The organism is Candidatus Omnitrophota bacterium (genome assembly GCA_013791745.1).
Taxonomy (GTDB): Bacteria; CG03; CG03; order CG03; family CG03; genus CG03.
Genome location: VMTH01000142.1, coordinates 1 through 12,226 on the forward strand (window position 1 = coordinate 1; position 12,226 = coordinate 12,226).

Below are 12,226 nucleotides of genomic sequence, written 5' to 3' on the forward strand. Positions count from 1 at the left end.
GCTCTTGTAATTTTTTTGCTTAATACCCAATCTTATTATAAGAATCGAATGAACCTTAATCTTGGTGGAAGGTTGAGCATGTGGAAAGATGCGGCAAGATTAGTAAAAGAAAATCCCCTTTTTGGTGTGGGGTTGGGTAATGTATACGAGAATATCAAATCACCGTATTCGTGGGGGGGGAAACTTTCTCATGCACACAATACTTATCTGCAGATTTTGGTGGCGAGCGGGATTTTTGCGCTGATAAGTTTTTTGTGGGTGATATACGCGTTTTTCAAGGAGATGCTCAGAAGAATAAAACATCCGGATGTTGGAAAATTTGAAAAATATATCTTGGTGGGGCTTTTGTTTGGTTTTGCGGCGGAAGGCATGTGCGGGATGACGGATGATCTGTTCTGCAGGGCTGAGATATATTATCCGATATATTTCTTGATGGGCCTGGCGATGTCAAGGGCTCTGGCTCCTAAAAATAGTCAGGATAAAAAATAAAGATGGAACGACGGAACAAAAAAAGGGGACAGGCATGAAAAATAATAGGAAGGTTATGATTCTGGCGGGGGGGAAGGGCACGAGGCTGTGGCCCGTGTCGCGGGAAAACTATCCCAAGTTTTTTCTCAGGATAGCGTCCGAGACGAGCCTGCTCCAGTCGGCTGTTTCAAGGGGCGTGAAGCTGGCGGGAGCCAAAAATGTTTTTATTGTATCAAACGCGGAATACCGTTTTCTGCTGAGAGACCATCTCAAAGAAGGCGGGATAGATTTCCCGCTGGAAAACATTCTCGCGGAGCCCGTGGGAAAAAACACGGCGGCGGCCATCGCGCTGGGCCTGAGGGCGATTACGGCGCGGGCAGAAGCCAAAAATGCCGATCCGTCTATATTTGTTTTTCCGGCGGATCATCTGATAAAGGATGAGGCGAAGTTTATAGCGGCGCTCAAAAAAGCGGAAGAGGCCGCTGGTGAAGAATACATAACGGCTCTGGGTATAAAGCCCTACAGGGCCGAAACGGGTTACGGGTATATAAAGGCCGGCGGAAAGCTTAGTCCTAAAGGGCTTTCGGCATATGCCGCGAAGGCCGACGGGGGGCGGGTAATAGGAACCGTCCCTAATACCGCAGGAAGGGCGGTGGAGAAATTCGTGGAAAAGCCCTCAGCGGCGAAAGCGGAAAAATTCCTGAAATCGGGGCGTTATTTCTGGAACGCCGGTATATTCGTCGCGGCGGCGTCTGTTTTCAGCGGTGAATTTGAAAAAAACTCTCCCGGGATATGGCGCGGTTTTCAGGAGTGGGACGGGAAAAATTTTGATAAGCTGGGCGGGTTTTACAAAAAACTCCCCTCCATTTCATTTGATTACGCCGTTATGGAGAAAACGAAAAAGGCCGCTGTCGTTGTTTATGACGGCAGCTGGAATGATCTGGGCGGATGGGATTCCGTTTATGAGGTCACGAAAAAAGACAAAAAAGGGAACGCCTGCCGGGGGGATGTCATTTCTCTGGATTCGGAAAACAATCTTGTCTATTCAATAACGGGGAAAACCGTTTCGCTCATAGGCGTTAAGGATCTGCGGATCGCCTCAACGGACGACGCCCTTCTGATAATGGCTGAAGGCCGTTCACAGGATGTCAAGCGCGCCGTTGAAAAGCTTAAGGGGAGAGAGGAGCTGGTCAATCATATCAAGGTGCGCAGGCCCTGGGGAAGTTTCAAGACACTGGAGAGGGCGGACAATTATAAGGTGAAGGTCATAGAGATGCTCCCCGGGCGTTCGCTGAGTTTGCAGAAGCACAGCAAAAGAAGTGAGGAGTGGCTTGTTCTCACGGGAAAAGTTGAGGTCGAGCTCAACGGAAAGATTCACAAATTAAATGAAAACGGCCGGATAAAAATTCCCAGAGGGGCGCCGCACCGTCTCACGAACAATTGCCGCAAGACCGCGAAGATCCTTGAGATCGCGCACGGCTCATACATTGAGGAGGACGATATCGTTCGTTTGGATGACGATTTCGGCAGAGTGTAAAAATCGCCGGACATGCTACGTCGCTATTCATGATGTTCGTCGCGAAAAAACAATGGCTTTTTTGGCGGAATTTGCTAAAATAAACGCAAGTTAATTTCAGGGAGTGAAGCTTTATGGTATTGAAAGAGGTTTTGAGAGCGAAGATACAGAGGGTGAAGATCACCCTCACGGAACTGCATTACAAGGGCAGCATAGGGTTGGACGCGGACATCATCGCCAAAGTCGGCATAGCCGCTGGCGATAAGGTGCATGTCCTCAATTACGATAACGGTGAGAGGTTTGAGACATACGTCATAGCGGAAGAAGCCGGTTCAAACGCTGTTATCCTTTACGGGCCGGCCGCGAGAAAAGGAGATCCGGGCCAGGATGTGTGCATAATAGCTTATGCCTTTGTCACCGCTGACGAACGCCTGGAGCCTAAGATACTGAATGCGTGAGATAGAAAAAAGGCTTGAAGCTGCCCAGGAGCTTGCCCTCGGCGCGGGGAGTCTCTTAAAGGGCTGCTTCGGCGGGAAAATTGAATTTGAGAAGAAGGCTGACGGCTCACTGGTTTCTCCGGCGGATAAGGCTGCTGAAAAACTTATCATCGGCGGGCTGAAAAAAAGATTTCCGTCGGACAGCATACTCAGCGAAGAATCTGGCCGCGCCGACTGCGGCGGCGAGTTCCTCTGGATAATAGATCCCCTCGACGGCACGCACAATTACATAAAAGGCCTTGATATTTTCGGCACATCCATAGCTTTGTGCCGAGCAGGGGCTCCGGCCCTGGGCGTCATATGCATGCCGATGACAAATGAGCTTTTCTACGCGCATAAGGGCGGGGGGGCTTTTCTTAACGGCGAAAAAATATCCGTTTCGGACAGAGACATTAAAGACGCGACGATGTTTTTTGACAGCTCCATAGCGAGAGTTCCCGAAAGAAATCTCGCGGCTCTGGAGAGGCTTCATAACAAAGTGTTTAACATACGGATGCTGGGTTCGACGGTCGCCGGGCTCTGTCACATAGCGGCAGGCCGCGCGGAGCTTGAAGTTGAGTTCTGCGATGTCGTGTGGGATTTCGCGGCGGGCCTTCTCATAGTTGAGGAAGCCGGCGGCGCCGCGACGGAACTTGATGGCGGCGTGTGGGGGCCCGACACCGTGGGTTATGTCGTTTCCAACGGGCGTTTTCATGACGAAATCCTTGATCTTATAAAACCGTGACAAAGATTACATTGACAAACAGGCCGGAAATTTTAGAAAATAGACGATTAGCGTAAAGTATTTGTAGGAGATAAAAATTATGGAAGAAAACAGGGAAGGTTTTGGGGAAGATATTGATATAGAGGGTCTCGCCGCGGCGTTGGGCGATACCGAGGGGAGTGACGCGCAAAAAGACATTCCTCTGGCGGAAACACCCGTTTTCATCGACGAGCCCGCAATTCCGGCTGAAAGGCCTGTTTTCAGCGACGACCCGCCCGCGCCGTATGAGCCCGCCGGTTCAGCGTTATCAGATGGCGCTTCCGCGGACAGCTCTTCCGGAGCCGCTGGTGGGGATGATGCGGGCAGCCGGTCTTCCGCTGTTCAAACCCCCGGAGAGTCAAAGGATCAGGAAGGCGGGGACATAGACGCGCTGATCAAGAAATATGAAGAGATCCCGTCAGGCAAAAAGGAAATAGCCAAGACAAAGAAGCCGGGCGGTGGGAAAGCCCTGCCTGTGGCGCCTATAGCCGCCGCCGTGGGAGCCATTGTCATAATAGCTCTTTTGAAATTCGTTGTCTTTAAGAGCGCACCCGCGGTGCAGAAAGTCCAGCCCGGACAAACCCCGTCCAAGGCGGCCGCGGCTCCGGCTTTAGCCGGCGCGCAGGCCGAAGCTACCGCTGTTGATTATCCCGGGGGGGCTGTTCTCATGGGGGAAACAAAAGACGGTATAGAAATAAAAATTATTGAAACTGACGCGGCCACGCGGGACATCAAACTGTTCTACCAGAAGAACATGGCGGAAAAGGGTTTTGAGATTTCCGCCAGCAGAAAAAGCCGCAGCACATTCAATATGAAATTTTTCAAAGGGCAGGAAGATTACAGCGTGTCGGTTGTGCCGCACGCCGAAAAAAATCTGATAATTGTGACCCGCGCGAAATGACGCGGCGGGTGTGATGAAGCGGGCTTATGCCTGTTTCTCGGGAGGAGTTAAGATGAAAAAATTTGTTGTTTTGACAGCTGCGGTTTCTGTGTTCGTTATCGCCGGCTGCGGCGGAGCCAAGGTGCGGCCTGTTGGAAGCCAGAAGGTTGTTGAGAAAAGCGCCGACAAAACCCCGGAGTGGGTGATTGTGCCTTTTTTTGAGGATGAAACCACGATGTATTTTTCCGGCGCGCTCAAAGGCGTGGGCGATTACGCCGTGGGTTTGAGGCAGGCGAAAGCCGAGGCCATGAAGAATGTCGCCGAAGCCATTGAGACAAAGGCCAAGACGGAATTCGTGCAGAACACCCGCGGCTCCAATCTTCCCGGTGAGGATCTCGGACGCTTTGTGCAGGACGGCATAGCGATGACGGCCGATAATATCAACATCAGCGGACTGCTTCCGGCGGAGAGTTATTATGAGAAAGTGGAAGAGGTGACGGAGGTTGGCGTCAAATATTTTTATAACTGTTCCGTTCTTTTCCAGCTTCCCGTCCAGCAGTACAAAGAAGCGCGAAACAGGGCGATCAACGGCCTCGCCTCAAAAGCGAGAGAGGAAAATAACAAAGCCGCGGAAGAGGCAGCCATGGGCCTGCTGGATAAACTGCAGTAATCCGGAAGTATTATCAGGACGGCCCGCCGGATTGAGCCGGGCTGTCGCGGAGAATTTATGAAAAAAATCGCTTTCTGTCTGCTTTTGTTCTGCGGTATATCATCGGCCGGAGCTGAAAGTTTGCCGGCTCGGGATGATTACGGAGCTGTCGTAAACAGCGTCTCCGGCGAGGTCAAATCGCTTAAAAAAAATTCACAGGACTGGACGATGGTCGTCAAGGATGACATTTTCTCAAGCGGCGACATAATAAAGACTTTCGCCGACGGAAGCTGCGAAGTCTATCTGATAGACGGCACGATTTTTGAGATCGGGCCGAACTCGCTGCTTAAAATAGATGATCTCCATGGCGAGGACAGTTTTCTCAAGCGCGCGATCTTTGATCTTGAAATGGGCGAACTCCTTTCCGAGATAGAAAAGGGCCTTGATTACAGGGTGCGGACGCCCCAGGCGGTTTGCGCCGTGAGAGGGACAAAGTTCGCCGTGAAAGCGGGCAAAGAATCGCGCGTGGCGGTCTTTGACGGCAAGGTCGGCGTCAGGCATTACGAAAAAAGCGGCAAGCTATCCAAGCGCGCCCAAATTGTGAAAAAGATGCAGGAGGCCCGCGTGGGCCTTTACGCCAAACCGCAGTTGGGCAAAAAAATGTCCGAGGATATGCGGGCAATACATGCGCGGATGGCAAAAAACCAGCAACGGCGCAAAGAGCTCAGGAAGAAAGTGATCAAGAAACGGAAAGAGGTTCTCAAAGCCAGAAAAAAACGGATACTGGAATCCGGCCAAAAGCAGCGAAAGGATCTTATACAGGAGAGAAGAGAGAAAAAAGCCCCTGTCAGAAGAAAAAATTAATTGAAATTTTATTTTTTGATCTTCGTCCTTATACCTCTGCTGGCCGCGCCCTCGCGGCTTTCAGGAGCGCCTCCCGCGTGGTTTGTCTCGCCGAGCGAGAGCTCCGAGAAATTTTATTTTCTCGCGTCTTCAAGCGCCACGGATAAGGCCGAGGCGCAAAAAGTAACCTCCAGAAAACTTGTCATGGATTCTTCCTCGTATGTGGGAAAACATTTTGACCGCACGAAACTTGATTTAATAAAAGAGGCTTATGACAAGGACATAGGTTCCGGGATCTATATCTGCTACATGCTCGCCTCCTATCCGCGCGCCGATGCCGCGGCGAAGGAATTGCGGGAAGCGTGGCGGATCAAGGAGATCAACAGCATTTTTACATCCTCCGTTAAAAAAAGCAAAAAGCTTGCCGCGAAGGACCAGGTTATAGAGGCGATAATGACGCTTTCGGCGGCTAAGGCGAATGATTTGCTGCCGGATGTGAAAAAATCCGAACTTGAAAACATGATAAAAGAACTTGTCACGAGAGTTAAGGTGAGGAATCTTGAATATCCGCGCGCGGGCGACACAAAAACCGAGCTTCGGGGCGATATCGGCGTGCTTGTGAGTGTCGTCGGCCGCACGGATCAGCCGGTCAGGGGCGTGAATGTGGATTTCACTTTTGCCAGGAACACGGGCTTGATCGAACCCGTTTCGGTGATGACGGACAAAAAGGGCCTCGCGGCGGTGAAGGTGAAGCGTTTCAACCGGCCGGGCGATGCGGTCATCCAGGCGGCTGTTTCCGGTTCCGGCGTTCCAGAGTTCGCCTATATTGTCCCGGCGCAGTTTCAAATTGAAGTCGGCGGCGGCAGGGTGGAGATTATGAAGTCGGCCATGCCGGTGCGGAGGGGCGGCACCAAAAAACAGAATATTGTTTTTCTCGAGGACAATCTGCCCGCGGGGGTGCTGTCTCTTGAAATAGATCTGCGGCCGGACAAGCTGGTCGTTTCGGCGAAACTCGTGCCGTCCAAAGACGTTTCGGGCTTTATCGTGGATAAGCAGGCGCACGTGGACGGGGTCAAATTCACCGAGGTGTCAAAAGATTTTTCCATAGATGTTGAGAAGATAAAAGAAGGGGATAATTTCAGCATTGAGGTAGATCCCTTTGAAATAATCATAATCGCGCAGAAAGTTCAAAGGGAGAAGATCAAGCTCCCCCTGGGCGGCGAGAAAGACACAATACAGCAGCTCCTGGTCAACTGCGTCCTGCTTTATCTCTGATAGGGCCACCGGCCCAGCCTCTCGAAGTGCCCCGCCTCGGCGGATGCAGCGCTTCGGCACGCAGGCAGGTCACCATTGATTCCCATTTGTCCGCCCGCCTTGCTTATGAAGCGATAATGCGCTATAATCGCTTCATAGAATGAAGCGATTATAGGGGGGGGGGGGCGCATATGAGGTATATATGGAATTTAAAGGGATGGCCGAATTTCAAATGGCGGAACGATGAGATGATCAATGTGCTGGGCAAAGCGAGATTGGCGCAGGGTAAATTGCTGAGCAGAATATCATCAATGGGCCTTGATCAAAATCAGGAGTCAAGAACCGAAATACTGATAGAGGAAACAATCAAAACAGCCGCTATAGAGGGCGTGCTCTTTGACAGGGAATCCGTGAGGTCATCAATTGTCAGGAAACTGGGTTTGCCGTCGTCGGATTTAAAGCGCCCGGACAGAAACGCGGAGGGTTTAATCGATGTTATCATTGATGCGCAGGAAAATTATAAAAAACCTCTCACTTTAAGCCGTATAAAATCATGGCAGGCCTCCCTGTTTCCGGCAGGTTATTCGGGATTGAAAAAGATTGTTACGGGCAGATGGAGGCAGGAAAACCCTATGCAGGTGGTGTCCGGGCCGATTGGCAGAGAAAAAGTGCATTATGAAGCGCCGCCGGGCGGGAAGATCCCTTTTGAAATGAAACTCTTTCTGAACTGGTGGAAAAAAGGAAACCCTTTCAATCCGGCCCGCGCGAACAAAAAGAAATCGCCGGACGGTTTGCTGCGGGCGGGCATAGCGCATTTTTATTTTGTAACTGTTCACCCTTTTGAGGATGGAAATGGGAGAATAGCCCGCGCGCTGACCGATATGGCCCTGGCTCAGGACGAAAACACAGCTAAAAGATATTACTCTATGTCCGGCAGAATAATGGCTGAGCGAAAATCATATTATGAAATCCTGGAAAAAAGCCAGAAGGGCTCTCTTGATATCACGGAGTGGCTCTTATGGTTTTTAAACTGTTACACGCATTCAATACAGGATTCTGAGGCGTCCATAGGGAATATAATCAAGAAAGCTCTTTTTTGGCAAAAGCATAGCCAGAGCGCATTGAATATAAATCAGCGAAAAGTGATCAACCGCTTATTGGATGCCGGCGAAGGCGGCTTTGAGGGTGGGTTAACCACCATAAAGTATGTGGGAATGACAAAGGTGAGCAGGGCCACGGCGTACAGGGATATATCTGATATGGTGCAAAAAAATATATTGGCAGCCAACGCGCAAAAAGGCAGGAATGTTTCATATGAATTGATTTTTCCGTCTTTGGATTAATGGCCGTCGTCCCCATTGATTTGGGAAAAAACAGAACCGTCCCCATTTTCCTAGATGACGGCGGAGGGTTCGCAGAGAAATTGCGCCGAGGCGGGGAGTATTTTTATTTCCGCCTCTCTGAGAAAGCCCATGAATTCACCGTCGGTGTGCCATGGGACGGGCCTTTCAGATCTCAGAAAGGCGGATGATGTTCTTAGGCGCGTGAGGCCTTTTATTTCTCTTCCCCCCACAAGAGCGCTTAAAATGTTTATCAGGCGCAATATGTTCATTCTCTCAAACACCAGCAGATCGCCGGTACCGTCTTTCTGCGAGAAATCATTTCCCCACCGGAAACCGCCTCCCCAGAACAGGCCGTTCATAAAGATGGCCTGGAAAGATCTCCCTCTATAATCCCCGCAGGTGATGTCAAAGAATTTTTTGCGCGCGAGCAGTTTATAAAAACCCGCTACATAATGGGCTTTTTTACCGAGGGCCTTCTTTATAAAGAGATTGTTTTCGGCGATCCTGACAATATCGGCGGTGAAGCCGAAATCGGCCATGGAATAAAAATATCTTTTCCCTCCCGGATGGATGACAACGCCGCTGTCAACTCTCTGGGTTTTTCCTCTTTTTATGATCCCGACAGCGTCTTCAAAACGCCGCGGTATACCGAGGCTCAAAGCGGCCACATCGCTCATGCCGGCGGGGATTATGCCTATGGCCACGTTGGAAGACACTCTCAAAACGCCGTTTAAGACCTCGCCCAGCATGCCGTCCCCGCCGCAGAAGATAACGGGGTTTACGCCTATCATGGCGAAATGTTCCGCTTTTTTCCCGGCATCCGCGAGGTTGTCGGCAAAAACAATATCTTCGTCTTTGATGTCCAGCGCCCGGGCGATGCGCGGCGCGAGCAGCGCGCCTTTTCCTCTTCCTGACGAGGGATTGATTATAACTTTGGAATTGAGCATAATGCGATTTTATTATAGAATATAAACCTGCTGTGTGGAAAGTTCTAATGTTCGGGGGGAATAACAAATGCTGGATTTTATAAGGGAGAGTGTTCGCGGGGCCCTGGATGCTCTGGGCGAGGAGATAACAGGCGATTTCGACGTGATGACAGCGCCGGAATTCACGAACTGCGATTACGCGACTAACGCGGCCGTGAAGATGGCGGTTAAAAACAAGAAAAAAGCCGCCGAGGATCTTGCCGGAGCTCTTGAAAAAACCGGGCTTTTCGAAGAAGTGCGGGTGCTGCTGCCGTTTGTTAATATGAAACTGGCCGTCCGTTCGCTCGTGAAAATGCTCAATGAGGGTGACAGGGCATTCCCCGCGAAGAAAGAAAAGATACTGATAGAATTCGTTTCTGCTAATCCCACGGGACCTCTTCACATAGGGCATCTTCGGGGAGCCGTCATGGGCGATGCGCTGGCGCGAATTTTCAGATTTACGGGATATGATGTGATGACGCATTATTATGTCAACGACAGGGGCCGCCAGGTGCGGCTGCTGGGGGAATCCATCCTCGCCTCGAAAGCCGGCCTTCCGGCGCCCGAAGGCGGCTATTCGCTTGACTGTGTCAGCGTCATAGCCGCGGATGTGTCATCCTCCGACAGCGTGGAGAAGATCAGTGACATGGCTGTGGAGCGCATACTGGGGATGATAAAGAAGACTCTCTCGCGGCTGGGTATAGAATTTGGCCTGTTCTACAGCGAAAAAAAACTTTATGAGGAAGGCCATGTGAGCAAAACCCTTGAAAAGCTGAAAGAGAAGAAAGCCGTTTTTGAAAAAGACGGCGCCGTGTGGCTCGATGTCAGCGACAGGGATGACAAGGACAGGGTGCTCTACAAAAAAGACGGCGAGCCTACATATTTTCTTTCGGACATCGCCTATCATGATGAAAAATTCACCGAAGCCGATATTTGCATAAACATATGGGGCGCGGATCATCACGGATATGTCGGGCGCCTGAAAAGCGCCCTGGGGCTCCTCGGCAGGGACCCCGCAAAGCTTGAAATAATACTCTATCAGCTCGTGCGCCTCAAGCGCGGCAGCGAGATACTTAAAATGTCAAAGAGGGACGGCACTTTTCTGCTCGCCGACGATGTTATAGATGAGGTGGGCGCCGACGCCGTGCGTTTTTTCCTTGTTTCAAGAAAAGGCGACGCCCAGCTTGACTTTGACCTGGATCTGGCGAAAGAACATTCCAGCAAGAACCCCGTTTATTATCTGCAGTACGCTCACGCCAGGATATGCTCCATATTTGAAAAGGCCGGCGAAATGGGCATAAAGGCCTCACCCTGCGGTGATCTGATAGGCGAGGAAGCGCGCGGCATCATTAAAAAAATATGCGAATTCACGGACAAAGCCGCCCTGTCATCGTCTGAGCGCGCGCCGCATCACATAACAGTCTATCTCATGGAGCTCTGCGGCCTCTTCCACGGATATTATGACCGCAACAAGGTGCTTGATGCACCCGAGCTGCTTCTTTCTTCACAGCGGCTGTTTTTAGCCGGCCGGGTGCGGGATACGGTGAAAACAGGACTGGCTCTTCTTGGAATAACAGCGCCGGAGAAAATGTAGCTTGCGCCGGTGATAATAGCGAAATTCATAGTCTTCCTTTTGATAATGTCGCTCGTTTACTCAGGCGTGCATTATTACAGTTACGCGCGCATCAGGAATGATTTCGGGATAGGGCGGCAGCGCGCTGTTTTTTTAACGGTCTTTTATTGTATCAGCGGGCTCTCTTATTTTATCGGCAGGATGATACAGTCAAAATACGGCGTGGGTTTTGTCCTTGCCTACGGAGAGATATGGATGGGAGTGATGTCTATCTCGGTTGCCGTCTTCGTTCTCAGGGATCTTTTGTCCATATTTCTGAAAGGGAAAGCCAAAACTCTCACCGCCATAGCGGTTGCGGTAACGCTTATTCTGAGCCTTGCGGCCTTTATCAACGCGAAGCACACGGCTGTCAGAAATATAAAACTTTTCAGTCCGCATTTTACCGGAGAGGAAGAATACCGGATTGCCGCTTTTTCCGACATCCACCTGGAAGACAACAAATCTCCTGTGTGGCTGGAGAACCTGGTGGCGAAAGTCAACAGCCTTGAACCGGATCTTATTGTCATAGCCGGAGATTTCTGCGACGGCGCGCTTGAGGCAAAGAAGAAATTATTCATTGATGCGCTCGGTAAATTATCAGCCTCAGACGGCGTGTTCGCCGTGACGGGGAATCACGAATTTTACAGCGGAGTGAAACAATTTGAGAGTTTCGCGGAAAAAGCCGGAATAAGGATGCTGCGAAATGAAAGCGTTTCAATAAAAGGGAAGATGATCCTTGCGGGGGTGGATGATGACGCGGGTGATGCGGAGCTCACCAAAGCCCTGCCTGAAAATCCAGAAGGCTTGCCGGTCATCCTGCTGTCGCACCGTCCGGAGATATTTGATAAAGCCTCCGAGAGGGGGGTTTTCCTCCAGTTTTCGGGCCACACCCATGCGGGACAGATACCTTTTTTCAACCTGCTCGTTAAACTTTATTACAAACATCCCTACGGCCTTTACCGTCAGGGAGATTCGTATATCTACACAACATCGGGCGCCGGCACATGGGGCCCTCCTATGCGGCTGGGTTCAAAATCGGAAATAGTCCTCTTCACGATAGTAAATACAGTTGACAAGAACAGGTGAGAATCATAGAATAGCGGCAAGCTTATACATGGCACAAAGGCGGAACGGATGACAGAAGAAGATAAAAAGAAAAAAGAGATACAGGACGACCTGGTAAAAAATTACAGGAAGCGCATGGACTCGTCGGCGCTGCGTTTATCCATAAAAAATCATTTGCGTTACACCCGGGCGAAAGACGAGTTTTCGGCGACTGATTACGACAAATACATGGGGCTCTGCTACGCGGTACGCGACAGGATGGTGGAAAGATGGTCCAAAACCCAGCAGAGCTATTATAACGAGGATGTGAAGAGACTTGTGAAAGAGGCCGGTTTTTCCTGCGCATTCTCAGTTAAGCCGGGAATCAATTACACCGGACAGGACTTATTTGA

General features: G+C 50.6%; 13 protein-coding genes. 12 read left to right on the forward strand and 1 reads right to left on the reverse strand.

What is annotated here, in order from left to right; translation table 11 throughout:
• Positions 1-48: 48 nt before the first annotated feature.
• The 9 genes from FP827_06710 to FP827_06750 all read left to right on the forward strand — a co-directional run bounded on the left by FP827_06710 (position 49) and on the right by FP827_06750 (position 8,192).
• Positions 49-489 carry an O-antigen ligase family protein gene (locus FP827_06710; GenBank protein MBA3052759.1) on the forward strand — a complete coding sequence of 147 codons (441 nt, stop codon included), beginning with the start codon at positions 49-51 and terminating at the stop codon, positions 487-489.
• Positions 490-523: 34 nt separating this feature from the next.
• Positions 524-2,005 (forward strand): mannose-1-phosphate guanylyltransferase/mannose-6-phosphate isomerase, encoded by a 1,482-nt coding sequence (locus tag FP827_06715; GenBank protein MBA3052760.1) that lies wholly within the window; start codon positions 524-526, stop codon positions 2,003-2,005.
• A gap of 113 nt (positions 2,006-2,118) precedes the next feature.
• Positions 2,119-2,442: an aspartate 1-decarboxylase gene (locus tag FP827_06720; protein ID MBA3052761.1), complete on the forward strand. Its 324-nt coding sequence runs from the start codon at positions 2,119-2,121 to the stop codon at positions 2,440-2,442.
• On the forward strand, positions 2,435-3,205 hold the full coding sequence (locus FP827_06725; GenBank protein ID MBA3052762.1) for an inositol monophosphatase: 771 nt from the start codon (positions 2,435-2,437) through the stop codon (positions 3,203-3,205). The genes FP827_06720 and FP827_06725 overlap by 8 nt, the downstream gene beginning before the upstream one ends.
• A 79-nt stretch (positions 3,206-3,284) precedes the next feature.
• On the forward strand, positions 3,285-4,124 hold the full coding sequence (locus tag FP827_06730) for a hypothetical protein (GenBank protein MBA3052763.1): 840 nt from the start codon (positions 3,285-3,287) through the stop codon (positions 4,122-4,124).
• Between the two features lie 52 nt (positions 4,125-4,176).
• Positions 4,177-4,773 (forward strand): hypothetical protein, encoded by a 597-nt coding sequence (locus FP827_06735; protein ID MBA3052764.1) that lies wholly within the window; start codon positions 4,177-4,179, stop codon positions 4,771-4,773.
• 57 nt (positions 4,774-4,830) lie between these two features.
• Positions 4,831-5,616, forward strand: a complete 786-nt coding sequence (locus FP827_06740; protein MBA3052765.1) for a hypothetical protein — start codon at positions 4,831-4,833, stop codon at positions 5,614-5,616.
• Positions 5,617-6,870, forward strand: a complete 1,254-nt coding sequence (locus FP827_06745) for a hypothetical protein (GenBank protein MBA3052766.1) — start codon at positions 5,617-5,619, stop codon at positions 6,868-6,870.
• A gap of 170 nt (positions 6,871-7,040) precedes the next feature.
• Positions 7,041-8,192 carry a Fic family protein gene (locus tag FP827_06750; protein ID MBA3052767.1) on the forward strand — a complete coding sequence of 384 codons (1,152 nt, stop codon included), beginning with the start codon at positions 7,041-7,043 and terminating at the stop codon, positions 8,190-8,192.
• Between the two features lie 50 nt (positions 8,193-8,242).
• Here the strand turns inward: FP827_06750 and FP827_06755 are convergent, their stop codons facing one another.
• On the reverse strand, positions 8,243-9,139 hold the full coding sequence (locus tag FP827_06755) for a hypothetical protein (GenBank protein MBA3052768.1): 897 nt from the start codon (positions 9,137-9,139) through the stop codon (positions 8,243-8,245).
• Positions 9,140-9,206: 67 nt separating this feature from the next.
• On the opposite strand from FP827_06755, the gene FP827_06760 reads away from it, so the two are divergent.
• The 3 genes from FP827_06760 to FP827_06770 form a co-directional block, all read left to right on the forward strand.
• Entirely contained in the window at positions 9,207-10,751 is a 1,545-nt protein-coding gene (locus FP827_06760) for an arginine--tRNA ligase (GenBank protein ID MBA3052769.1), read from the forward strand.
• 9 nt (positions 10,752-10,760) lie between these two features.
• Positions 10,761-11,855 (forward strand): hypothetical protein, encoded by a 1,095-nt coding sequence (locus tag FP827_06765; protein ID MBA3052770.1) that lies wholly within the window; start codon positions 10,761-10,763, stop codon positions 11,853-11,855.
• Positions 11,856-11,903: 48 nt separating this feature from the next.
• On the forward strand, positions 11,904-12,226 hold a 323-nt coding region (locus FP827_06770; protein ID MBA3052771.1), incomplete at its 3' end, for a hypothetical protein.